Origin of the sequence: Streptomyces sp. DT224, assembly GCF_049844595.1 — a bacterium.
Taxonomy (GTDB): Bacteria; Actinomycetota; Actinomycetes; order Streptomycetales; family Streptomycetaceae; genus Streptomyces.
The window spans coordinates 253,749-277,002 of record NZ_JBNCLI010000007.1 but is presented as its reverse complement, the minus strand read 5'-3'; the positions used below and the strand labels follow the sequence as shown (position 1 = coordinate 277,002).

The 23,254-nt window shown below is 74.9% G+C and carries 24 protein-coding genes; 19 read left to right on the top strand and 5 right to left on the bottom strand.

Annotation, left to right across the window (positions count from 1 at the left end; genetic code table 11):
- The first annotated feature begins 9 nt into the window (after positions 1-9).
- A complete protein-coding gene (locus tag ACLQ2N_RS19515) occupies positions 10-738 on the top strand; it encodes an ABC transporter permease (protein WP_425814659.1) in 729 nt (242 codons plus the stop codon).
- A gap of 102 nt (positions 739-840) precedes the next feature.
- Here ACLQ2N_RS19515 and ybaK read toward each other — a convergent pair whose 3' ends face one another.
- The 4 genes from ybaK to ACLQ2N_RS19495 all read right to left on the bottom strand — a co-directional run bounded on the left by ybaK (position 841) and on the right by ACLQ2N_RS19495 (position 4,959).
- Positions 841-1,341 (bottom strand): Cys-tRNA(Pro) deacylase, encoded by a 501-nt coding sequence (gene ybaK, locus ACLQ2N_RS19510; protein WP_425814657.1) that lies wholly within the window; start codon positions 1,339-1,341, stop codon positions 841-843.
- A 4-nt stretch (positions 1,342-1,345) separates the two neighbouring features.
- Positions 1,346-2,089, bottom strand: a complete 744-nt coding sequence (locus ACLQ2N_RS19505) for an LON peptidase substrate-binding domain-containing protein (protein WP_383298477.1) — start codon at positions 2,087-2,089, stop codon at positions 1,346-1,348.
- Between the two features lie 5 nt (positions 2,090-2,094).
- Positions 2,095-3,135, bottom strand: coding sequence for a hypothetical protein (locus ACLQ2N_RS19500; protein WP_425814655.1), 1,041 nt, complete (start codon positions 3,133-3,135; stop codon positions 2,095-2,097).
- A gap of 222 nt (positions 3,136-3,357) precedes the next feature.
- Positions 3,358-4,959 (bottom strand): oxidoreductase, encoded by a 1,602-nt coding sequence (locus tag ACLQ2N_RS19495; protein WP_425814653.1) that lies wholly within the window; start codon positions 4,957-4,959, stop codon positions 3,358-3,360.
- A 146-nt stretch (positions 4,960-5,105) separates the two neighbouring features.
- Here ACLQ2N_RS19495 and hisD point away from each other — a divergent pair, with 146 nt between their 5' ends.
- The 13 genes from hisD to ACLQ2N_RS19430 all read left to right on the top strand — a co-directional run bounded on the left by hisD (position 5,106) and on the right by ACLQ2N_RS19430 (position 18,909).
- Positions 5,106-6,455, top strand: a complete 1,350-nt coding sequence (hisD, locus tag ACLQ2N_RS19490) for a histidinol dehydrogenase (protein WP_425814651.1) — start codon at positions 5,106-5,108, stop codon at positions 6,453-6,455.
- On the top strand, positions 6,452-7,588 hold the full coding sequence (locus tag ACLQ2N_RS19485) for a histidinol-phosphate transaminase (RefSeq protein ID WP_425814649.1): 1,137 nt from the start codon (positions 6,452-6,454) through the stop codon (positions 7,586-7,588). Before hisD ends, ACLQ2N_RS19485 begins: the two co-directional genes overlap by 4 nt.
- Positions 7,585-8,181 carry an imidazoleglycerol-phosphate dehydratase HisB gene (gene hisB, locus ACLQ2N_RS19480; protein ID WP_073968221.1) on the top strand — a complete coding sequence of 199 codons (597 nt, stop codon included), beginning with the start codon at positions 7,585-7,587 and terminating at the stop codon, positions 8,179-8,181. Before ACLQ2N_RS19485 ends, hisB begins: the two co-directional genes overlap by 4 nt.
- Positions 8,178-8,345, top strand: coding sequence for a hypothetical protein (locus ACLQ2N_RS19475; RefSeq protein WP_425814647.1), 168 nt, complete (start codon positions 8,178-8,180; stop codon positions 8,343-8,345). The genes hisB and ACLQ2N_RS19475 overlap by 4 nt, the downstream gene beginning before the upstream one ends.
- Positions 8,346-8,362: 17 nt before the next feature.
- Positions 8,363-9,004: an imidazole glycerol phosphate synthase subunit HisH gene (gene hisH / locus ACLQ2N_RS19470; RefSeq protein WP_073864622.1), complete on the top strand. Its 642-nt coding sequence runs from the start codon at positions 8,363-8,365 to the stop codon at positions 9,002-9,004.
- The gene (priA, locus tag ACLQ2N_RS19465; protein WP_239225529.1) at positions 9,004-9,729 is read left to right on the top strand and encodes a bifunctional 1-(5-phosphoribosyl)-5-((5-phosphoribosylamino)methylideneamino)imidazole-4-carboxamide isomerase/phosphoribosylanthranilate isomerase PriA; all 726 of its coding nucleotides are present in this window, start codon (positions 9,004-9,006) and stop codon (positions 9,727-9,729) included. The genes hisH and priA overlap by 1 nt, the downstream gene beginning before the upstream one ends.
- Positions 9,726-10,133 carry a RidA family protein gene (locus ACLQ2N_RS19460; RefSeq protein WP_425814644.1) on the top strand — a complete coding sequence of 136 codons (408 nt, stop codon included), beginning with the start codon at positions 9,726-9,728 and terminating at the stop codon, positions 10,131-10,133. The genes priA and ACLQ2N_RS19460 overlap by 4 nt, the downstream gene beginning before the upstream one ends.
- Positions 10,130-10,885, top strand: coding sequence for an imidazole glycerol phosphate synthase subunit HisF (gene hisF, locus ACLQ2N_RS19455; protein WP_425814642.1), 756 nt, complete (start codon positions 10,130-10,132; stop codon positions 10,883-10,885). The genes ACLQ2N_RS19460 and hisF overlap by 4 nt, the downstream gene beginning before the upstream one ends.
- 128 nt (positions 10,886-11,013) lie before the next feature.
- The gene (locus ACLQ2N_RS19450; RefSeq protein WP_425815027.1) at positions 11,014-13,731 is read left to right on the top strand and encodes an AAA family ATPase; all 2,718 of its coding nucleotides are present in this window, start codon (positions 11,014-11,016) and stop codon (positions 13,729-13,731) included.
- Between the two features lie 177 nt (positions 13,732-13,908).
- On the top strand, positions 13,909-15,198 hold the full coding sequence (locus ACLQ2N_RS19445) for a PucR family transcriptional regulator (protein ID WP_425814640.1): 1,290 nt from the start codon (positions 13,909-13,911) through the stop codon (positions 15,196-15,198).
- Positions 15,199-15,407: 209 nt separating this feature from the next.
- The gene (locus ACLQ2N_RS19440; RefSeq protein WP_425814638.1) at positions 15,408-16,994 is read left to right on the top strand and encodes a cation acetate symporter; all 1,587 of its coding nucleotides are present in this window, start codon (positions 15,408-15,410) and stop codon (positions 16,992-16,994) included.
- A 38-nt stretch (positions 16,995-17,032) separates the two neighbouring features.
- On the top strand, positions 17,033-17,620 hold the full coding sequence (locus ACLQ2N_RS19435; RefSeq protein ID WP_425814636.1) for an ArsR/SmtB family transcription factor: 588 nt from the start codon (positions 17,033-17,035) through the stop codon (positions 17,618-17,620).
- Between the two features lie 41 nt (positions 17,621-17,661).
- Positions 17,662-18,909: an MFS transporter gene (locus ACLQ2N_RS19430; RefSeq protein WP_425814634.1), complete on the top strand. Its 1,248-nt coding sequence runs from the start codon at positions 17,662-17,664 to the stop codon at positions 18,907-18,909.
- Between the two features lie 16 nt (positions 18,910-18,925).
- On the opposite strand, the gene ACLQ2N_RS19425 is transcribed toward ACLQ2N_RS19430, so the two are convergent.
- Positions 18,926-19,558 (bottom strand): TIGR03085 family metal-binding protein, encoded by a 633-nt coding sequence (locus tag ACLQ2N_RS19425; RefSeq protein WP_425814632.1) that lies wholly within the window; start codon positions 19,556-19,558, stop codon positions 18,926-18,928.
- Positions 19,559-19,642: 84 nt separating this feature from the next.
- Between ACLQ2N_RS19425 and hisI the strand changes: the two genes are divergently transcribed.
- From hisI to ACLQ2N_RS19400, 5 genes are all read left to right on the top strand, one after another.
- Positions 19,643-20,026, top strand: coding sequence for a phosphoribosyl-AMP cyclohydrolase (hisI, locus tag ACLQ2N_RS19420; protein WP_425814630.1), 384 nt, complete (start codon positions 19,643-19,645; stop codon positions 20,024-20,026).
- Between the two features lie 11 nt (positions 20,027-20,037).
- On the top strand, positions 20,038-21,525 hold the full coding sequence (locus tag ACLQ2N_RS19415) for an anthranilate synthase component I (protein ID WP_425814628.1): 1,488 nt from the start codon (positions 20,038-20,040) through the stop codon (positions 21,523-21,525).
- 53 nt (positions 21,526-21,578) lie between these two features.
- On the top strand, positions 21,579-22,235 hold the full coding sequence (locus tag ACLQ2N_RS19410) for a TIGR02234 family membrane protein (RefSeq protein WP_425814627.1): 657 nt from the start codon (positions 21,579-21,581) through the stop codon (positions 22,233-22,235).
- 121 nt (positions 22,236-22,356) lie between these two features.
- Positions 22,357-22,605, top strand: coding sequence for an HGxxPAAW family protein (locus tag ACLQ2N_RS19405; protein ID WP_425814626.1), 249 nt, complete (start codon positions 22,357-22,359; stop codon positions 22,603-22,605).
- Between the two features lie 164 nt (positions 22,606-22,769).
- Positions 22,770-23,204, top strand: coding sequence for a DUF2752 domain-containing protein (locus ACLQ2N_RS19400; protein ID WP_425815025.1), 435 nt, complete (start codon positions 22,770-22,772; stop codon positions 23,202-23,204).
- Positions 23,205-23,254 lie beyond the last annotated feature (50 nt).

Here is a 23,254-nt window from a genome sequence, read left to right as displayed (position 1 = left end):
GATGGCACGGTGACCGCACCTCTGACGCCGCCGAACAGGCCCTCGTCCGACGACCACCACGACTGGCGGAAGCCGGCTCCGGGGGGTGAGCCCGGTGCTGCTCCGTACGGTTCCCACCTGGCGCCCTCGCCGGGGGCGGACCGGAACGAGCTGCCGGCGGATGTGCGGCGAGCGGGCGTCGTCGCGGCCGTGGTGACCGTCGCCGGTGTGCTGATGGGGCTGCTGTGGCTGTGGCTCGCGCCCCGGGTGCCGCTCGTCTCCGACAGCACCGCGGTGTTCCTCAACGACAGCGAGGGCGAGGAGGCGATCGGGGCCGACGGCACGTTCGCCCTCCTCGGGCTGGCGTTCGGCGCGGTCTCGGCGGGGCTCGTCTTCTGGTTCCACCGGCGCGGCGGGATCCTGCTGACGCTGGGGCTCGCGGTCGGCAGTGTGCTCGGGTCGCTGCTGGCGTGGCAGCTCGGGACGCGGCTGGGGCCCACGTCCGACGTGGTCGCGCATGCGCGGGAGGTCGGCAAGGGGGTCGTGTTCGACGCGCCGTTGGAGATGCACGCGTACGGGGTGCTGCTGGCTTGGGGGCTGGCGGCGATGGTGGTGCATCTGGGGCTGACCGCGGCTTGGGGGCCGCGGGAGTTCGAGGGGGAGTGGGCGTCCTCCGGGGGGTGGGGGCCCGGGGCGCCTTCGGCGCCGTCGTCCGGGGCGCCGTCGTCGGGGTCCGGCGCGCCCTCCGACGGAGCGTAGGGCCGCAGCGCGGGGCTTGTTCCCCTCCCCGCCCGTTCCCGAAACCGGGGCTCCGCCCCGGACCCCGGTCCTCAGACGCCGGACGGGCTGGACAGCCCCCGCTCAGCCCCGGCCGATGTCCGCGAACACCGCGCCCGTCAGCGCCGCCAGGTCCTCCGGGGACAGCTCCACCTCCAGGCCGCGGCGGCCCGCCGAGACGCAGATCGTCGTGTGGGCGCGGGCCGACGCGTCCAGGATCGTGGGGAGGCGTTTGCGCTGGCCCAGGGGGGAGATGCCGCCCCGGACGTAGCCCGTGGTGCGTTCCGCCGCCGCCGGGTCCGCCATCGTGGCGCGTTTGCCGCCCGCCGCCGCGGCCAGCGCCTTCAGGTCGAGGCTCCCGGCCACCGGGACGACCGCGACGGTCAGGCGGCCGTCCACGTCGGCGACCAGGGTCTTGAAGACGCGGTCGGGGGAGACGCCCAGGGCCTGGGCCGCCTCCTCGCCGTAGGAGGGCGACGCCGGGTCGTGGTCGTACGCGTGCACGGTGAACGCCGTGCCCGCCGCCGTCAGGGCGACCGTGGCGGGGGTGCCGCCGGACTGGGATTTCTTCTGCTTCTTCGCCATCGCGTCAGTTGGGGTGCGTCGGGGCGACGGTCAGGTCCACCGCGGGCAGCGACGGCAGGTGCCGGATCACCGCCGTCTCCGAACGCAGGAGCCGCAGCTCCTCGCGGAGGCGGGTCGCGGTGTCCGGGGCCTGGAGGAGCCGCTGCTTGGCGGGAACGTCCAGGACCACCGTCGAGGCGACCAGGTACGAGACGACCGACGGGTCGTCCGGCAGGTCCGCGCCCGTGGTGAGGGAGCGCTCGCTCGCACCCGCCAGGCGCTTCTGGTAGCCGCGGAAGGCCCGCAGGACGCCTTCGGCGAGCGGGCCCGCCTCGTCGCCCGGGTCTTCCTCCAGCTCCTCCAGCTCGGCCGTGAGGAAGGGGCCGGACGCGTCCACGGACAGGAGCCGGACCCGCGTGGTGCCGGTGGCCAGGACCTCGAAGCTGCCGTCCGCGCGCTCCCGGACGGTCGCGGCGTCGGCGACGCAGCCCACCCGGTGCAGCGACTGGAGGGGATCGGCGCCGAAGCCGTCGCCCGGGCCGCGTTCGACGGGCTTGCGGACCGCCTCAGGCATGCCGAGACCCGTCACAGCGGTCTCCCGGCCGTCCCGGATGGCGACCACGGCGAACCGGCGCGGTTCGTCCTCGTCGATGGTGAGGAGCTCCCGCATCATGGCGCGATATCGCTCCTCGAAGACGTTGAGGGGCAGCACGAGGCCCGGGAACAGCACCGCGTTCAGCGGGAACAGAGGCAGGCGAGCGGTGGTCACAGCGGTCAAGCGTAATGGCCGCGCGCCCGTCCGCGTCCGGAGCCTTGCCACAGCGGGGTCCCGGAGGCCACCCGCAGCCGTGCGCTGTCCCGCGCGTCCAGGAACCGGCCCAGCGGATCGCCGGACACCGAAGCCCACGGGAACGAGGACGCGTGCGCGCCGATCCGGCCGAACTGCTCCAGCGCCTCCGCCCACCGGCCCCGCACCACCAGGACGTACGCGAGCAGATTGCGGACCTCGGCCGGCCACGGGTCGCCCGGGGCGAAGGCCGCCGACAGGGAGATCGCCAGATCCGCCGCCGCGTCGATCCGCTCCTCCTGGACCGAGGTCGACCGGGCGTCCCACGCCCCCTCGGTCAGCATCGCGAAGGCCGCGCGCAGCGGCAGCGCCTGGACCAGGGAGCTGGGCACCGAGTCCTCGGCAGCCCGCTCCGCGAAGTCGAAGCACTCCCGGTGCGAGCCGTACCAGGCGGCCGACAGGTACTGGAGCGCGGCGACATGGCAGCCGTAGTGGTGCGTGGAACGCTGGAGGGCCTGCTCCCACAGCGCCTCGAACGTGGTGTGCGTGGCCTGCGTGCCCCGGGCGTGGTCGAGCGCGAGGCGCCAGGGCACCGGGTCGCGCGGATCACCGGCCGCGGCCGCCGTGATCAGCGGCCCCACCTCGCGCAGCTGCTCCGCGCGCGCCGGGGACTCCCAGGCGCGGTCGACCGCGAGCTGTGCCTTGACGAGCAGCGCGTCCGGATCGTGCGGCGCGGCGGCCAGCCAGTCCGCGAGCCAGCCGTCCCGGTTCCGGGCGAACGCGACGAGCCGTCTCAGATAGCGGTCCCGGCTCTCCCACTCGGCCGCGTCCCGGGTGGTCGCCAGGAGCTTCGCGGCCGGTTCGTACTCCCCGGCCGCGGCGGCCACCAGCGCGGGGGAGAGCCGTTCGTCGGGGGCGTCGAGCAGCACCGCGTGGTCCGCGGGCAACCCGGTGGAGAGCGCCGGGGTGTGCCGGATCACGCGCGCGGTTCGGAGCAGAGCGCGGAGGAAAGGCATGGTGCAGACCATTGAAAAGCGCTGGTGGAGGCGGCGCCAAGGGGAGCGCTGTGAAGCATTTGTGCCGAGTGGATGGGTTGCCCGGCCATCGGTCAAGGAGCGGTAAAAGAATGCGCGGATTCCGGCTGATTCTCGCTGGTCCTGGGCAGAAAGCCCGTGGTCCGTCCCGGCTGTGGCCCGGTGCCGTGCGGCCCGCCGTCACCGGGGACGGCCGCCCGCTCCGGCGCCCGGCGGTCAGCCGCGGCGCAGCAGCCGCGAGGCACCCGCCGCGACCGTGGTGGCCAGTATCCACCCCACCAGGACCAGCCCGGCCGCCATCCACTGCCAGCCGCCCTCCAGCCGCCAGTAGCCCTGCTGGCCGAGGTCGATCACCGGGATCAGCAGATCCAGCGCGTACAGCGCCGCGTTCCACTGCGGATGCTCCGCGCCCTTGATCGAGGCCGGGTCGTACCGCGAGAAGGCCAGCGTGCCCGCCGCCCACAGCACCGCCATCCACACCGCGGCCCGCCCGGGCCGGTACCCGTACGCCACCGTCCAGTCCTGGAGGTAGCCCCAGAGCTTCCCGGCCGGCGGCAGGGTCTCGCGGCGGCGGCGCTGCTTGGCGAGCAGCACCTCCCGGGCGTCCGCGTCCTCGCCGCAGCCGCGGAGGACCGCCGCCAGCCGCTCGTAGGGCTCCGGCACGTACTCCGGGGTCGCCGCCGCCACCCACTCCAGGCGACGGGAGAGCGGGAAGTGCCCGTACGGGACGAGGTTCTCGTACACGAACCCGCCCATCGCGAGCCCGCCCGGGCCCGGCCAGCTCGTGGAGACGTCGATCAGCGTGACGACCTTCGCGCCGTTGAGCACCACCCGGCCGCGCACCGGGCGCTCCGGGTTGAACCGCAGCTCCGGCGTGACCGTCCGGCGCAGCGACAGCTCCTCGTGCGTGTCCAGCACGAACACCGCCTTGTGCAGGTCCACCGCGTCACCGAACCTGCCGTCGTCCAGCCGCACCCCGCCCCGGCAGCGGAACACCTGCGAGCGGGTACCGTGCGCGGGGGCCGGCGACGTGGTGATGCCGTACGGGGGAGTGGTGCCCTGGTTCCCCGTGTCGACGCTGACCCACGCCTCGCTCATGTACAGCGTCCGCTCGACGCTGAGCTGCGGGGCGTTCAGCGCGCGGCGGCCCCGGGCCGCCCGCAGCCGGCTGCCGCGCAGGCTCAGCGAGCCGCCCACCTTCGCCCCGCGCAGACTCAGCTCGCCCAGCATGTCCGCCATCTCGGCCTGGAGGTCCTGGGCGACCGTCAGCCCGTCGCCGAGCAGGGCCCGCCCCTGCCGGTCCGGGCCGACCTCGATCTGGTTGACCAGCAGGTCCGTGCCGATCTGGGCGTCCGTGAGCCGGATGCCGCGCTCCACCCGGCAGCGCGGCAGATGCAGATCGCCCTCGGTGCGCAGCCGGGCCGCGTCGAAGCGGGGCACCGCGCACCCCACGAGCCGCAGGGTCGTGAAGTGGCACTCCGGGAACGCCACCTCCTCGTCGAACCGGCAGCCGGTCAGCTCCACGTACGGATCGACGCGCCCGCCCGCCAGGTCCAGCTTCCCCGTGATCCGTACGCCCCGGAGCTTCAGCGCCGTCACCCGGCCCGGCCGGGGCGGCGGACCGCTCAGCAGCAGCCGGGCGACGACCCGGGCCGCCACACTGCGCTCGGGGCCCCACTCGTGCGGGGCGAAGGGATCGTCGCGGGCCCGGTCGCGGGACCGCAGGTCGTAGGTCGTGCCGTTCCGGAAGGACTGCCACATGCCCAGCTCCGCCGCGCTGAGGCCGTCCGGGAGATCATCGTCGTGCCGCTCCGTCACCGGTGCCCCTTTCGTCCGGAGGCGTGATCCCGTTATTCCCTCTGAGTGACGGAATGAACGCACATAGTCAGCCGTCACAGCGCCGGCATGTATCAGCCAGTGATACGGCCGTCCGGCCGTGCGCGGCGGTCTGAGAGAATTGCGGTGTGATCTCTCGAATCGATCTGCGCGGCGATGCCCTCCCCGAGGGCGGCGCCCTGCGCGACCTGCTGCCCCGTGCCGAGTTCGACGTGGAAGCCGCCCTGGAGACGGTGCGGCCCATCTGCGAGGACGTACGCCATCGTGGCTCGGCGGCAGTGATCGACTGGGGGGAGAAGTTCGACGGCGTCCGGCTGGAATCGGTCCGGGTGCCCGCCGCCGCCCTCACCCGGGCGCTGGACGAGCTCGACCCGGCCGTCCGCGCCGCCCTCGACGAGTCCATCCGCCGCGCCCGTCTCGTCCACCGCGCCCAGCGCCGCACCACGCACACCACCCAGGTCGTCCCCGGCGGCACGGTCACCGAGAAGTGGGTCCCCGTCGACCGCGTCGGGCTCTACGTGCCGGGCGGCCGTTCGGTCTATCCCTCGTCCGTGGTGATGAACGTTGTGCCTGCTCAGGAAGCTGGCGTAACGTCGCTGGCCGTAGCCTCTCCACCCCAGGCCGCTCCCCGCACATCCGGGGATGGTCCGGAGTTCGGCGGACTGCCGCACCCCACGATCCTGGCCGCCTGTGCATTGCTTGGGGTGGACGAGGTCTACGCCGCCGGCGGCGCCCAGGCCGTCGCGATGTTCGCGTACGGCACCGCGGACTGCCTGCCCGTCGACCTGGTCACCGGCCCCGGCAACATCTACGTCGCCGCCGCCAAGCGCCTCCTCAAGGGCCGCATCGGCATCGACGCCGAAGCCGGACCCACCGAGATCGCGATCCTGGCCGACGCCACCGCCGACCCGGTGCACGTCGCCGCCGACCTGATCAGCCAGGCCGAGCACGACCCGATGGCCGCCGCCGTCCTCGTCACCGATTCCGAGGAACTGGCCGCCGCCACCGAGGCCGAGCTGGTCACCCAGGTCGCCGCGACCAAGCACGTCCAGGAGCGCATCGAGCCCGCCCTGGCCGGCCGGCAGTCCGCGATCGTCCTGGTCAACGACCTGGAGGACGGCCTCACCGTCGTCAACGCGTACGCCGCCGAGCACCTGGAGATCCAGACCGCCGACGCCGCCGCGCTCGCCGACCGGGTCCGCAACGCCGGAGCGGTCTTCGTCGGCCCCTGGTCGCCCGTCTCGCTCGGCGACTACTGCGCGGGCTCCAACCACGTCCTGCCCACCGGCGGCTGCGCCTGCCACTCCTCGGGCCTGTCCGTGCAGTCCTTCCTGCGCGGCATCCACATCGTCGACTACACGCGCGACGCGCTCGCCGAGGTCACCCACCACGTGGTGACCCTCGCCGAGGCGGAGGACCTCCCCGCCCACGGCGCCGCGCTCAAGGCCAGGTTCGGGTGGAAGGTTCCCCAGCAGTGACGAAGAACAACGCGGGCGGCCCCACGGCCAACCCCTGGGACACCCTGCCCCTCCGCGACGAACTGCGCGGCCAGTCCCCGTACGGCGCGCCCCAGCTCGACGTCCCCGTACGGCTCAACACCAACGAGAACCCCTACCCGCTGCCCGACGCCCTGGTCGACCGCATCGCCGAACGGGTCCGCGAGGCCGCCCGCGACCTCAACCGCTACCCCGACCGCGACGCCGTCGAACTGCGCACCGAGCTCGCCCGCTACCTCACCCGCACCGCCGGGCACCGCGTCGAGGCCGCCAACGTCTGGGCCGCCAACGGCTCCAACGAGGTCCTCCAGCAGCTGCTCCAGACCTTCGGCGGGCCCGGCCGCACCGCTATCGGCTTCGAGCCCTCCTACTCGATGCACGCCCTCATCTCCCGGGGCACCGGCACCGGCTGGATCTCCGGGCCGCGCAACGAGGACTTCACCATCGACATCGACGCCGCCCGCGCCGCCATCGCCGAGCGCCGCCCCGACGTCGTCTTCATCACCTCCCCCAACAACCCCACCGGCACCGCCGTCGACGCCGACACCGTCCTCGCGCTGTACGAGGCCGCGCAGGCCGCAGGTCCTTCGATGGTCGTCGTGGACGAGGCCTACGGCGAGTTCAGCCACCGCCCCTCGCTGCTCCCGCTGATCGAGGGCCGACGCCACCTGGTCCTCTCGCGGACCATGTCGAAGGCGTTCGGCGCCGCCGGGCTCCGCCTCGGCTACCTGGCCGCCGACCCCGCCGTGGTCGACGCGGTGCAGCTGGTCCGGCTGCCGTACCACCTGTCCTCCGTCACCCAGGCCACCGCGCTCGCCGCCCTGGAGCACACCGATACGCTCCTCGGGTACGTCGCGCAGCTCAAGAGCGAGCGCGACCGGCTCGTCACCGAGCTGCGCGGCCTCGGCTTCGACGTCACCGACTCGGACGCCAACTTCGTCCAGTTCGGCCGCTTCGCCGACAGCCACACCGCCTGGCGGCAGATCCTCGACCGGGGCGTCCTGGTCCGGGACAACGGCGTACCGGGATGGCTGCGGGTCTCCGCGGGGACCCCGGCAGAGAACGACGCGTTCCTCGATGCGGTGCGCGGACTGAAGAAGGAGCACGACGCATGAACCCCCGCACAGGCCGCGTGGAGCGCACCACGAAGGAGACGTCCGTCCTGGTCGAGATCAACCTCGACGGGACCGGCAAGGTCGACGTCGCGACCGGGGTCGGCTTCTACGACCACATGCTCGACCAGCTCGGCCGGCACGGTCTTTTCGACCTCACCGTCAAGACCGACGGCGACCTGCACATCGACTCGCACCACACCATCGAGGACACCGCCCTCGCACTCGGAGCCGCCTTCAAGCAGGCGCTCGGCGACAAGGTCGGCATCTACCGCTTCGGCAACTGCACCGTCCCGCTGGACGAGTCGCTCGCCCAGGTCACCGTCGACCTCTCCGGCCGCCCCTACCTGGTGCACACCGAGCCCGAGAACATGGCGCCGATGATCGGCGCGTACGACACGACGATGACCCGGCACATCCTGGAGTCGTTCGTCGCCCAGGCGCAGATCGCCCTGCACGTCCACGTCCCGTACGGGCGCAACGCGCACCACATCGTGGAGTGCCAGTTCAAGGCGCTCGCCCGGGCCCTGCGGTACGCCAGCGAGCGCGACCCGCGCGCGGCCGGAATCCTCCCGTCCACGAAGGGCGCCCTGTGACCGGCCTCAACACCGTCCTGATCCTGGTCGGCCTGTTCCTGGCCGGCGGGGTCTACTCCTTCTCCAAGCAGGGCATGCCCAAGGGCGTCATCGTCCTGCTCTCCATCGGCTCACTGATGTGCCTGGTGGCGGGCGTCCTGCGCATTCAAGGTCTCTGGGACTAGGAAGCGACGAGCGACACGTGGATACGAAGAAGAAGGTCGTCGTCTTCGACTACGGCTTCGGCAACGTCCGTTCCGCCGAACGCGCCCTCGCCCACGTCGGCGCGGACGTCGAGATCACCCGCGACTTCGACGCCGCGATGAACGCGGACGGGCTGCTGGTGCCCGGCGTCGGCGCGTTCTCGGCGTGCATGGAGGGCCTGAAGAAGGCCCGCGGCGAGTGGGTCATCGGCCGCAGGCTGGCCGGCGGACGCCCCGTCATGGGCATCTGCGTCGGCATGCAGATCCTGTTCGAGCGCGGCATCGAGCACGGTGTGGAGACCGAGGGCCTGGACGAGTGGCCCGGCACGGTCGGCCCGCTGAAGGCCGACGTCGTCCCGCACATGGGCTGGAACACCGTCGAAGCCCCCGAGGACTCCCAGCTGTTCGCGGGACTCGACGCCGGTGCCCGGTACTACTTCGTGCACTCGTACGCGGCGCACGACTGGGACCTCGAAGTGACCAACCCGAAGATCCGTGCCCCCAGGGTCACCTGGGCCACGCACGGCGAACGGTTCGTGGCGGCCGTGGAGAACGGCGCGCTGTGGGCCACCCAGTTCCACCCCGAGAAGTCCGGCGATGCCGGCGCCCAGCTGCTGACCAACTGGATCGAGACGCTGTAATGCCGAAGCTTGAACTGCTCCCCGCCGTAGACGTCCGCGACGGCCAGGCGGTCCGCCTGGTGCACGGCGAGTCCGGCTCCGAGACCTCCTACGGCTCCCCGCTGGAGGCCGCACTCGCCTGGCAGCGCGCCGGCGCCGAGTGGCTGCACCTGGTCGACCTGGACGCCGCCTTCGGCACCGGGGACAACCGGACCCTCATCGCCGAGGTCGCCGGCGCCATGGACATCAAGGTCGAGCTGTCCGGCGGCATCCGCGACGACGCCTCGCTCGCCGCCGCCCTCGCCACCGGCTGCCGCCGGGTCAACCTCGGCACCGCCGCACTGGAGACCCCCGAGTGGGTCGCCAAGGTCATCGCCGAGCACGGCGACAAGATCGCCGTCGGCCTCGACGTGCGCGGCACCACGCTGCGCGGCCGGGGCTGGACCCGCGACGGCGGCGACCTCTACGAGACGCTGGCCCGCCTCGACTCCGAGGGCTGCGCCCGCTACGTCGTCACCGACATCGCCAAGGACGGCACGCTCCAGGGCCCCAACCTGGAGCTCCTGAAGAACGTCTGCGCCGCCACCGACAAGCCCGTCGTCGCCTCCGGCGGCGTCTCCTCGCTGGACGACCTGCGCGCCATCGCCTCGCTCGTCCCGGCGGGCGTCGAGGGTGCGATCGTCGGCAAGGCCCTGTACGCGAAGGCGTTCACCCTGGAAGAGGCGCTGGAGGCGGTCTCCGCATGACCGACTCCGCCGCGTCCGTGCGCCGCGTCTCCTCCGGCGCCCCCTGGGAGGAGAAGTTCGGCTACTCCCGCGCCGTCGCACTGCCGAACGGCCTGGTGCTCGTGTCCGGCTGCACGTCGGTGGTCGGCGGCGAGATCGCCGCAGGCGGGCCGTACGACCAGACCGTCACCGCGTTCAACGTCGCCTTCGAGGCGCTGAAGGAGCTGGGTCTCGGCCGCGAGGACGTCGTCCGCACCCGGATGTACGTCATGCACGCCCGCGACACCGACGAGGTCGGCCGCGCCCACAAGGAGCTGTTCGACGCGGTGCGCCCCGCCGCCACCATGGTCGTCGTCTCCGGCTTCGTGGACCCGGGCCTGGTCGTCGAGGTCGAGGTCGAGGCGTACCGGGCGGGTGCGCGATGAGCCTCGCGGTACGCGTCATCCCCTGCCTCGACGTGGACAACGGCCGGGTCGTCAAGGGCGTCAACTTCCAGAACCTGCGGGACGCGGGCGACCCCGTCGAGATGGCGAAGCTGTACGACGCCGAGGGCGCCGACGAGCTGACCTTCCTGGACATCACCGCGTCCAGCGGCGACCGGGAGACCACCTACGACGTGGTGCGCCGCACCGCCGAGCAGGTCTTCATCCCGCTCACGGTGGGCGGCGGCGTCCGCACCCCGGACGACGTCGACAAGCTGCTGCGGGCCGGCGCGGACAAGGTCGGCGTCAACACGGCGGCCATTGCCCGGCCCGAGCTGATCCGGGAGATCGCCGAGCGCTTCGGCCGCCAGGTCCTGGTGCTCTCGGTGGACGCCCGGCGCACCCCCGAGGGCACGTTCGAGGTCACCACGCACGGCGGCCGCCGGGGCACCGGCATCGACGCCGTCGAGTGGGCCCACCGGGCGGCGGAGCTCGGCGCCGGCGAGATCCTGCTCAACTCGATGGACGCCGACGGCACGAAGGACGGCTACGACACCGAGATGATCGCCGCCGTCCGCGAGCACGTCAGCGTCCCCGTCATCGCCTCCGGAGGCGCCGGCCGGCTCGCGGACTTCGCGCCGGCCGTCGGCGCCGGGGCCGACGCGGTCCTGGCCGCGTCCGTCTTCCACTTCGGCGACCTGCGGATCTGGGAGGTCAAGGGCGCGCTGGCGGAGGCCGGTCACCCGGTGCGCTGACCGCCCGGACTGTGCGTGTGCACAGGTGTGGGGCGTCCTCCCCTGGGAGGGCGCCCCCTCGCCGTACGCGCACCTTCCGGGCCGCGCCCCGGAAGCCTAGTGTGCCCGGCGTGACTCCCCCCACGACCGTGCACAGTCCGCTCCGGCTGTACGGCCGCAGCGGTGAACTCGCCGCCCTGGAGACCCTGTTGACGCGCCTTCGCCACGGCGACGGCGGCGCGCTGGTCCTGACGGCCCCGCCGGGCTCGGGCCGCACGGCCCTCCTCGCCCACGCCGTCGCCGCCTACCGCGACCGGGGCGCGGGCCACGCCCTTCATGCCGTCGGCGCACCCGACGAGCGGTGGGTGCCGTACAGCGGGCTGCACGCGTTGCTGTGCGCTGCGGGTCCCGCGCCCGGCGACCCCGACCGCGTGCTGCGCGACGGCCTCCCGCCCGCGGCCTTCCTCGCCCTCCTCCGGCGGCTCGGCGGCGGGCGGCCCCTCCTGGTGTGCGTGGACGACGCCCACCTCTGGGACCCCGATTCCCGTGCCGCCCTCGCCTTCGCCGCCCGCCGGCTCGGGCCGGGCAGCCGGGCCGCCGTGCTGATCGCCGCCGGGGACGAGGCCGGCTTCGCCGGGCTGCCGGCCCTGCGCCCCGGCCCCCTGGACGACGGCGCGGCCTCGGCGCTCCTGGACCGGCTCACCGGGGCGGACCGGGCCGATCCGGTGGTGCGGGGCGCACTGCTCCGGGAGGCGGCCGGGAATCCCGGACTGCTCACCGCGCTCACCGCCCGCCTCACCCCGGCCCAGCTCGCCGGGCGGGCGCCGCTGCCGCACCCCTTGCCCGGCGGGGACGAGGTCCTGGCCGCCCACGCCGACCGCGTCGGCCACCTCCCCGCCGCCACCCGGACCCTCCTCCTGGTCGCGGCCGCCGCGCACGCGCACGAGCCGGAGGGCGCGGGCGCCGACCTCGCTCTCGTACGCCGCGCCGCCGCGTCGGCCGCCGTCCCGCCCGCCGCGTGCGACCTGGCCCTGCACACGCCCGGCGGCACGGCCGGTGCGCTCCGGCGGGCCGGCGACCGCGTCCACTTCGGCGAGCCCCTGCTGCGCCGCGCCCTCCTGCACCGGGCGCCCCCGGACCGCCGCCGCGCAGTGCACGACCTGCTCGCCGGCCTGCTCGCGCCCGGGTTCGCCGCCCTGATCCAGCGGGCCTGCGCGTCCCCCGGACCCGACGCCCCGCTCGCGGCCGCACTGGAGGCGGCCGCCGCCCCGCCCCGCCCGCACGCCGACCGCGCGACCGCCCTCACCCACGCCGCCGCGCTGACCCCGGACGAGGCGGACAGGGCCGCCCGGTACGCGGCGGCGGCCGAGCAGTACCGCCTCGCGGGCGAGCCGGGGCGGGCCCGCGCCGCGCTGGCACGGGCGGGCGCCGCCCCCGGCCCCGCCCACCACGTGCGCGGCCTGCTCGCCCTCGCCGGCGGACCCGCCCCCGACGCCCACGAGACCCTGCTCACCGCCGCCGCCCTGCTCGCCCCGCACGACCCCGGGCGCGCCCGGAACGCCCTGCTCGGGGCCGCCGAGGCCGCCTGGGCGGCGGGGGACGCGCTCGGGTACCTCGACGCGCTGACCCGTATCACCGCGGACGGCGCCGACCGGGACCTGGCCCACTACCGGGACGGGATGTGCGCCGTGCTGCGCGGGCGGATCGGTGCCGGGCACCTGCTGCTGCGCCGCTGTCTCGACTCCGGCGCCCGCGACCCCGGGGCGCTGTTGCGGGCCGGAGCGGCCGGGCTTGTCCTCGGCGACCTCGACGCCGCCTGCCGGGCCGGGACCCGCGCGCTGGCCGCCGTACACGCGGGCGGTGCCGACGCCCTGCTGCCGCAGGCCCTGGAACACCTCGCCTACGCGGAGCTGCGCGCCGGGCGGCACGCCCGGGCCCGTGCCCACGCGCTGGACGGCCTGCGCGCGGCACGCCGTACCGGGGGGCTCAACACCGCGGCCCACCTGCACGCCGTACTCGCCCTCGCCGCCTCCGTGGAGAGCGGGACGCGGGAGTGCGCGGCGCACGCCGGTGCCGCGCTCGCGGGCGCCGCGCCGCACGGGCTCGTCCAGGCGGAGACCCTGGCCACCTGGGCGCTGGCGCGCGCCGATCTGGCGGCCGGGCGCCCGGCGGAGGCGGCGGCGCGGCTCGACCCGCTGGTCCGGCCCGGGCCCCGGCGCGGCCACTTCGCCACCCGGATGCTCGCCGTGCCCTGTTACGTCGAGGCGTCCGTGCTGGCCGGGCGGGCGGTCCGGGGCGGGGGAGCGGAACCGGTGGCCGAGGCGGTGGCGGAGTTCGCCGTGTGGGCGACGCGCACCACGGACCCCCAGGTCCCCGCCCAACTCGCCCGCTGCCGGGCCCTGCTGGCGCCGGTGGGCGAGGCGGCCGGGCGGTACGGGGAGGCGCTCGCCCATCACGACCGGGCGGGCGGCGACTTCGAACAGGCCCGTACCCGGCTGCTGTTCGGGTCCTGGCTGCGCAGGCGCCGCCGCACCCGCGAGGCCCGCGAGCCGTTGCGGGACGCCCTGGTCGGGTTCGAACGGTGCGGGGCCGCGGCCTGGGCCGCCCGGGCGAGCGGCGAACTGCGGGCCGCCGGTGAGGCGGTGGAGGTGCCGGGCCCCTCCGGGGCGGCCGCCCCGCTGGCGGCGCTCACCCCGCAACAGGAGCGGATCGCCCGGTGCGTGGCCGAGGGGGCCACCAACCGGGAGGTCGCACGGCGGCTCTCGGTGAGCACCCGGACCGTCGACCACCACCTGCGCAACGTGTTCGCCGCCCTGGGCGTGCGCTCGCGGACGGAGCTGGCCGGGCTGCTCGGGAACGGGGGCTGAGACCACCAAGGTTGCAGGACCGTGATGAGAAGGAGGCCGCACACCTCTAGGTACCGACTGGGCGGTATGTCATTCTGCGGGCGTCAGGATCATTCGGTGCGCCCGCGGCTCCGTCGTGGGCGGGGCGTGCCGGAGCCGGCCGTTCACCGAGCCGGCCGAATCCCGGTGGAGGCCGCCATGCCACAGGTCGTACGTTCACGGGTCAGGGCGCTGCCCGCGCCGCCGCCCGTCGTCCCGGTCCCGCGCCGCTTCCGTTCGCTGGCCGACCGCGAGGCCGTCGCCGTCCTGCACCGGGCCGCCCGGGTGCTGGTGGCGGCGCTCCCGGAGCTGACGGACCGGATGGTGGAGGCGCTGCGGGAGCGGGAGCCCGGCTACCGTGCCGCGATCGAGGCCGACCCGGCGGAGATCTGGCAGGAGGTGCACCACTCGCTGCGGCACAACGTGGGCTCGCTCATCCAGCCCCGCGAGTTCCGGGACGCCGCGCACCGCACGTCGCGGCGGATCGGTGAGGTCCGGGCCGAGCAGGGGGTGCCGCTGGACGCGGTCCTGCACGCGTTCCGGATGGGCGGGGCGATGGTCTGGCAGGACCTGGTGGACGAGACCGCCCGCCGCCACCCCGAGGACGTCCGGCTGCTGGTCCATGTCGCCGCGGACGTCTGGAACTTCGTGGACGAGCACTGCGCGATCGTCGCCGACGCCTACCGCAGGGCGGAACGCCGCCTCGCCTGGCGCCGGGAGAACCGGCACCGCCTGATGACGGCCGCGCTGCTCGACGGCACCGCCCAGATCGCCGACCTCCCGGACACGGCGGCGGCCCTCGGCCTGCCGGAGGACGGCCGGTACGCGGTGCTGGCGCTGCGCGACGCCCGCCGCTCCCCGCACGGCACGGCGCACCCGCCCCTGGAGCTGCCCGCCGGCACGGACGCCGTGTGGCACGCGGGGCCCGAGGCGGAGTACGCCGTCCTGTCGCTGGGCCGGTCCGGCGGCACGGACCCGGCGGACGCCCTCGCCGCGCTGGCCGCCGGCCTGCGCGTACCGCCCGGGGCCCGGGCCGGCATCGGCTCGGCGGTGGACGGCCTTGCGGCGGTCGGGGACGCCCGGCGCCTCGCGGACACGGCGCTGCGGGCCTGCCCGGCGGACGGCGGGACCGTCCTGCTCGACGAACACCTGCCCGCCGCCCTGGTGGTCTCGTCCCCGGCGCTCGGCGCGGCCCTCGCCGACCGGGTGCTGGGCCCCCTGGACCGGCTGGACGCGGCCGACCGGGACGTGCTCATCGAAACGCTCACCGCGTGGTTCGACGCGGACGGCTCGGCGCCCCGGGCCGGAGCCCGCCTCTACTGCCACCGCAACACCGTCCTCAACCGCCTCCGCCGCTTCGAACAGCTCACCGGCCGCTGCCTGACCCGCCCCTCGGACGCGACCGAGGTCTCCCTGGCCCTGACGGCCCGCCGCCTGCTGCCGGACTGACCGCCGCCGGACCGAGGGGGCGCGGGGCGTGCGGGGCGCGCCCTGTGCCCCCGCACAGTCCCCGCCGGTACGGCCTGTACCCCTGCCGCGCCCCGGGGCGACCCGCTGTACGCCGGGCCGGGGGCCTGATGCCGTAACCGCATGCCTTCTCCGCGCCTGATTCCCCTCGCTGCCCCAGGGTCCCGGCCCACCACCCCCGGGCCCCGGCGGTGACCGGCGGTTTCGACGCCCGCTCACTCGCGGTCGTCGTGTTCCTCGCGTTCGTCGCCGTCTCGCTGCTGCTGTGCGGGCTGGCCGCCGCCGACCAGGACGATCCGGAGCACTTCTACGCGGGCGGCGGCTCCGCGCTCGGCCCCGCCGGGAGCGGGCTCGCCGTCGCCGGGGACTACCTCTCCGCCGCCACGCTGCTCTCGACGACCGGCTCCGTCGCGCTGGCCGGGTTCGACGGGGTGCTGTTCGCCCTGGCCACGGTCGTCTCGCTGGTCCTGGTGATGCGGGTCCTGGCCGAACCGATGCGCCGCAGCGGCGTGTTCACGCTCGGCGACTTCCTCGCGGACCGGCTCGGCGACCCCTCCGTGCGCCGCGCCCTCGGCATCACGACGCTGGTGGTCCTCACCCCGCTGCTCCTGGTCCAGCTCGCCACCGCCGGGCGGGTGATGGCCGCCATGTTCGGGCTGCCCGACGGCGCGCTGACCAGTTGCACCGTGGCCGGCGGCGCCCTGATGGTCTGCTACTCCGCGGTCGGCGGCATGCGGGGCACCGGGTACGTGCAGATCCTCAAGGTCGCGGTCGCCCTGGCGGCGGTCACCCTGCTCGCCGGTCTGGTGCTCGCCCGCTTCGGCTGGAACCCGTTCGCCCTGTTCGACGCCGCGCGCCGCGGCAGCGGGGCCGGCGGTGCGTACGCCCGCCCCGGGCTCCAGTTCGGCCACGGACCCGCCGGCACCCTGGACCTGCTGGGCTTCCAGCTCACCCTGCTCCTCGGGGCCGCGTGCATGCCGCACATCACGATGCGGCTGCACCCGATGCGCGACCGCCGGACGGTGCGCCGCGCGACCGTGTGGGCGGTGGTCCCGGTGGCCGTGCTGTGCACCGGGATCGTCGTCGCCGGACTCGGCGCGTCCGCGCTGCTCGGGCACAAGGCCATCCAGGGGGCGGACCCGGCCGGCGGCACCGCGCTGCTCATGGTGACCGGCGCGCTCGACCCGGGCGCCGGCGGGCCGCGCGAGAGCCTGCTCTTCGCGTGCGTGGCCTGCGCGGTCTTCGTCACCACGCTGGCCGCCGTCGCCGGTATCACCCTCGCCGCCGCCTCGTCCCTGGCCCGCGACTTCGCGGCGAGGAGCAGAGCGCGTACGGCGGGGCGCTCCGTGCGGTCCGCGGGGCGCGAGATCCTGCGGGCCCGTCTCGCGGTGGTCCTGACCGGCGCGGTCGCCGTCTGGGCGTCCACGTACACCCATGACCGCAACCCGCAGGTCCTGCTCTCGCTCTCCTTCGCGGCGGCGGCCTCCGTCCTGCCGCCGGTCCTGCTGTACGCGCTGTTCCGGCCGGGCTTCACCGCGCGCGGGGTGCGCTGGACGGTGTACGGGACGCTGCCGCTCATCGCGGTCCTGATGGTGTTCTCGCCCGCCTTCTCGGGCACGCCCATCGCGCTCTTCCCGGGCCGTGACTTCCACTGGTTCCCGCTCCAGACGCCCGGCCTGCTCACCATCCCGGCCGGCTTCCTGCTCGGGCACCTGGGCTCCCGCGACGGCCGGAAGGGGACCCGCGCGAGAAGAAGTGCAGCGTTTCTTGCGCAATAGATATTGTGCAACTTTTCTTTCCTGTCTACGCTCGGGGCATGGCACGCGACGCATCACGCCGGGTCTCCGACCTCGGCACCCTCAAGGCATTCGGGCACCCCCTGCGGATGAGGCTCTACCGGGCCCTCTACATCGCCCGGCAGGCCACCGCATCCCAGCTCGCCGAGCAGGTCGACGAGGCGGTCTCGCTCGTCAGCTACCACCTGCGCAAGCTCGCCGACCACGGCCTGATCGAGGAGGCCGACCGCGAGGGCAGGGACGGCCGCGAGCGCTGGTGGCAGCCCGCTTCGGAGGGGCTGACCTTCCACGACGAGGACTTCAGCGACGCGCCCGAGAAGGCCGCCACCCACGCCGCCGTCGGCCGGCTCTCGTACGACCAGCACGTCGAGATGTACCGCCGCCACCTCGACGCGTACCGCACCTGGCCCGCCGAGTGGCGCAGCGCCTCGTTCAGCTCCGAGTACCTCGCCCGGCTGACCGCTGAGGAGCTCGCGGCGCTCGCCTCCGAGATGAACGACCTCATCAAGCGCTACGAGCAGCAGGGCCGCGCCCGCGAGGAGGCCGGCGACGGCGAGGACCGCGAGAACGTCGCCCTCCACGTCTACGGCTTCCCGTTCCGCACCTGACCCGGCCCTACGACGACCCGGCCCGACGAGAGGACGAGACCGTGACCGCCACCCAGCCCGCCCCCGCCGAGGCCCCCGCCCGCCCGGCCCACCGCGACGGCAACGTCCTGCGCTGGCTCGGCGCGTACACCGCGTCCATGATCGGCGACAGCGTCTACTACATGGCCCTCGCCTGGGCCGCCGCACGCACCGGCAGCGCCTCGCAGACCGGCCTGGTGCTCGCCGCCGGCTCCATACCCCGGGCGGTGCTCCTGCTCGGCGGGGGAGTGCTCGCCGACCGGCTCGGCCCGCGCCGCGTGGTCGTGGGCAGCGACACCGCCCGCTGCCTGGTCGTACTCGGCCTCGCCGGGGCCCTGCTGCTCACCTCGCCCACGGTGTGGATGCTGATCGCCGTCGCACTCGTCTTCGGCGCCGTCGACGCCCTCTTCCTGCCCGCCGTCGGCGCCCTGCCGCCCCGGATCACCGCCGCCTCCCAGCTCGCCCGCGTCCAGGGCATGCGCGGCCTCGCCACCCGTACCGCCAACGTCGTCGGCGCCCCGCTCGGCGGCGTCGCCGTCGCCCTCGGCGGCCCGGCCCTCGCCTTCGCCGCGGCCGGAGTCCTCTTCGCCGTGTCGCTCCCGCTCCTGCTGGCCGTACGCATGCGCGCGCTGCCCGCACCGGAGACCGCCGCGCCCGCCGGCACCGCCTGGCGCGACCTGACCGACGGGCTCCGCCACATCCGCCGCCACCCGCTCCTCGGGCCCCTGATGCTCGTCGTCGCCGTCAGCGAACTCGGCTACGTCGGCCCCCTCAACCTCGGCCTCATCCTGCTCAGCGACGAACGCGGCTGGGGAGCCGCCGGCATGGGCTGGGTCGTCGCCGCCTTCGGTACCGGCGCGGGCGCCTCCGCCCTGCTCCTCGCCGTACGCGGCCGGGTCCCCAGGGCCGGACTGGTCATGTGCCTGACCGTCGTGGTCGGGTCCTTCGCCATCGCGGCCCTGGCATACGTGCCCTCCGTACCGCTCGCCGCGACCGTCGCGGTCCTCGTCGGCCTCTTCGCCGGCCTCGGCGGCTCGCTGTGCGGCGCGCTCATGCAGACCGTCACCGACCCGGCCTACCTGGGCCGCGTCACCTCGGTCTTCACCCTCTTCACGCACGCCCTCGCGCCGCTCAGCTACCCCGTCACCGGCGCCGCCGTCGCCCTCTGGGGCACCGGTCCGGTCTTCGTCGCCAGCGCCTCCCTGTGCTTCGCCGGCGCGGCCACCGGCCTCGTCCTCGCCCCGCTGCGCCGCGCGGAACTCCCGCGCTGACCGGGGCGTACGCGGGCTACATGCCCAGCTTCGCCGTCGTCACCCGGCCGATCGCCTCCGGCTCGCCCTCCAGCTCCACCCGGGCCGCGTCCTGCCGCCCGAACGCGAACAGCAGCAGCTCGCCCGGCTCACCGGTCACCGTCACCACCGGCGTCCCCCGGTGCGCCACCGCGGTCTGCCCGTCCGGGCGGCGCAGCACCAGGCCCACCGGCGCCTTCCGGCCCAGCATCCGCGCCGCCTTCTCCGTACGCGCCCACAGCACGTCCGCGAAGACCGGGTCCAGCTCACGGGGCGTCCAGTCGGGCTGCGCCCGGCGCACGTCCTCCGTGTGGATGTAGAACTCCACCGTGTTCGCCGCCTCGTCCAGCTGCTTCAGGCCGAACGGGGACATCCGGGGCGGCCCGGTGCGGATGAGCTGGATCAGCTCCTCGTACGGCTTCTCGGTGAACTCCGCCATGACCCGGTCCCGGCGGCTCCTCAGCGGCCCGATGACGATCCCGGCCGCCGCGTCCGGCCGCCGCTCCCGCACCACCACATGGGCCGCGAGATCACGGGCCGTCCAGCCCTGGCACAGGGTCGGAGCCTGCGGACCCGCCGCCTCCAACAGGTCGGCGAGCAGGAGACGTTCGCGCTTCGCATGGGTCGACATGCCCGCCAGCGTACGACCGCCGTCCCCCGTCCGCCCAGTGGACGCCCGCCCGGACACCCCGCGCCGCCACGGCACAATGGGCCCATGAGCAGCACGCCCCAGCCCGGCACCCCCCGGACCGCCAGCGCCCTCGACCCCGCCATCGCCGCCCGCCTCAAGCGGGGCGCCGACGGACTGGTCCCGGCCGTCGCCCAGCAGTACGACACCGGCGAGGTACTGATGCTGGGCTGGATGGACGACGAGGCGCTGCACCGCACCCTCACCACCGGCCGGTGCACCTACTGGTCCCGCAGCCGCCAGGAGTACTGGGTCAAGGGCGACACCTCGGGCCACATCCAGCTGGTCAAGTCCGTCGCCCTGGACTGCGACGCCGACACCGTCCTGGTGAAGGTCGACCAGACCGGTGCCGCCTGCCACACCGGCGACCGCACCTGCTTCGACGCCGACGTCCTGTTCCTCGGACAGTAGGGTCTGCCGCCATGGACCTCGACACCTTCCGCAAGCTGGCCGTCGACCGGCGCGTCATCCCCGTCACCCGCCGCCTCCTCGCGGACGGCGACACCCCCGTCGGCCTCTACCGCAAGCTCGCGGGCGAGCGCACCGGCACCTTCCTCCTGGAATCCGCCGAGAACGGCCGCACCTGGTCGCGCTACTCCTTCATCGGCGTACGCAGCGCCGCCACGCTGACCACCCGCGACGGCGAGGCCCACTGGCTGGGCACCCCGCCGGTCGGCGTCCCCGTCGACGGCGACCCGCTGCACGCCCTGCGCGCCACCATCGAGGCCCTGCACACCCCGCACGACCGGGAGTCCGGCCTGCCGCCCTTCACCGGCGGCATGGTCGGCTACCTCGGCTACGACATCGTGCGCCGCCTGGAGAAGATCGGCGAGAGCGGCGGGGACGACCTGAAGCTCCCCGAGCTGACCATGCTGCTCACCTCCGACCTCGCGGTCCTGGACCACTGGGACGGCAGCGTCCTGCTCATCGCCAACGCCATCAACCACAACGACCTGGCCACCGGCGTGGACGAGGCGTACGCCGACGCCGTCGTCCGGCTCGACGCGATGGAGCGCGACCTGCGCCGCCCCGTCGAGAACGCCCCCGCCGCCCTGCCGCCCTCCGAGCTGCCCCCGTACACCGCGCTCTGGGGCGGAAAGGCGTACCAGGACGCCGTCGAGGACGTGAAGGAGCGCATCCGGGCCGGCGAAGCCTTCCAGGTGGTGCCCTCCCAGCGCTTCGAGACCCCGTGCACGGCGAGCGCCCTCGACGTCTACCGGGTCCTGCGCGCCACCAACCCCTCGCCGTACATGTACCTCTTCCGGTTCGACGGCTTCGACGTCGCCGGGTCCAGCCCCGAGGCCCTGGTCAAGGTCGAGGACGGCCGGGCGATGGTCCACCCCATCGCCGGAACCCGGCACCGCGGCGCCACCCCGCAGGAGGACCAGGCCCTCGCCGACGAACTCCTCGCCGACCCCAAGGAGCGCGCCGAACACCTGATGCTGGTCGACCTCGGCCGCAACGACCTGGGCCGGGTCTGCGAACCGGGCAGCGTCGAGGTGGTCGACTTCATGTCCATCGAGCGCTACTCGCACGTGATGCACATCGTCTCCACCGTCACCGGCAAGGTCGCCGAGGGCCGCACCGCCTTCGACGTGCTCACCGCCTGCTTCCCCGCCGGCACCCTCTCCGGCGCCCCCAAGCCCCGCGCCCTCCAGATCATCGAGGAGCTGGAACCCACCCGCCGGGGCCTGTACGGGGGCTGCGTCGGCTACCTCGACTTCGCCGGGGACTCCGACACCGCCATCGCCATCCGCACCGCCCTGCTCCGCGACGGCACCGCGTACGTCCAGGCGGGCGCGGGCGTCGTCGCCGACTCCGACCCGGTTGCCGAGGACACCGAGTGCCGCAACAAGGCGGCGGCCGTCCTCCGCGCCGTCCACACCGCCAACCGCCTCGGCGGCGCCTGAGCGGTGCGCCCGCGCCAGGGGCGCGGTGGGGCGTTCCGGGCCGGTGAGGGATAGTGGAGTACGTGAGTGCCGTCCCCGTACCCCAGCCCCGTACCGAAGCCGCCGCCGCGCCCGACAGTGCGGGGAGCCGCCGCACCCTGGCCGCCGGCCTGCTCCTCGGGGCGGCCGGCGCGGCCGTCGTCCTGCTCGCCTCCGGGCAGACCTGGGCCGAGGGCAAGGCCCCGGTCGGCGGCGGCAGCCTGCCGCTGAGCGCCGACGGGCAGGACGTCACCGGACTCCCCGCCGCCCTCGCGATCGTCGGCCTGGCCGCCCTCGTCGCCGTCTTCGCCGTACGCGGCGCCGGCCGGCGCGTGGTCGCCGGACTCCTCGCGCTCAGCGGACTCGGCGCCGCGCTCAGCGCCTTCCTCGGCGCGTCCGACAGCGGGGCGCTGGACGAGAAGGCCGCGCAGACCAGCGGCGACAGCGCCGCCACCATCACGGCCCTCAGCCACACCGCCTGGCCGTACGTCACGGCGGCCGGCGGTCTGCTGATCCTGCTGGCCGGGCTGCTCGCCCTGCGCTACGGCGACCGGTGGCCCACGATGTCCGGGCGCTACGAGCGCGACGGCACGCCCCGCCCCCGCAAGGCCCCCCGCCCGCTCGACCCCGACCGTCCGGAGGATCTGTGGAAGGCCCTGGACCGCGGCGAGGACCCGACGCGCGAGGCATGACCCCCAGCTCACGTCCTACCCGCACGTACGGGACAATGACGGTGAGCTGGCACAGCGGCACGGGCCGTGGGCACAGCGACCCGAGCGATTCCAACAGCGCAACACCAACGAGGAGCAACTCATGGCGGGCAGCAGCCACGGACACACCCCGGCCGCCTGGACCGGTGTCATCATCGCCTTCATCGGCTTCTGCGTCGCGGGCGTCTTCATGGTCGCGGCCAACCCGGCCGGCTTCTGGGCCGGCATGGGCGTCGTCCTGCTCGGTGGTGTCGTCGGCCTCGCGATGAAGGCCGCGGGCCTCGGCATGCCGAAGGAGTCGGCCGAGCTGGCCGCCGCCCGCGCGCGCGCCGGCCAGGCGCAGACCTCCTGACCCCCGCACCACGTACGCCGGAGAGGCGCGGCCCGGACCGGGCTGCGCCTCTCCGCGTCAGCGGCGACAATCACCGGGTGGACGCAACGCCAACCCCCGCCGCCGCCTCTTCGGCCCCGGACCCCGCCCCGGTCCCGGCCCCCGGGCCGCCGCCCTTCGCCCCCGTGCCGGCCCCCCTCTTCCCCACGGCCCCCGCCGGCGCCTCACGGCTGCGGCGGCTCGCCGTCCCGGTGGGCGTGCTCGCCGCCGTCGTCGGCGCCTTCGGATACGTCGCCACCGTCGACCCGAACGAGCCCGGCCACTACCCCGTCTGCCCGCTGCTGCGGTTCACCGGTGTCTACTGCCCCGGCTGCGGCGGCCTCCGCAGCGCCCACGCCTTCGCCCACGGCGACCTGGCCGCCGCCTTGGGGGCCAACGCGCTCGCGGTGGCCGGTTACGCGCTCTTCGCCGCGCTGTGGACCGTATGGCTGGTCCGCGAGGCCCGCGGAAAGCCCCTGCGGATCGGGCTGCGGACGGTGCACTGGTGGGCGATCGGCGCCGTACTGCTGCTCTTCACGGTCATCCGGAACCTCCCCTTCGGCTCCGCGCTCGCCCCGTGAAGTCCCAGGTAGTGGGACAGCCGACGGCCGGATGCGGGCCCAGCGCCCTC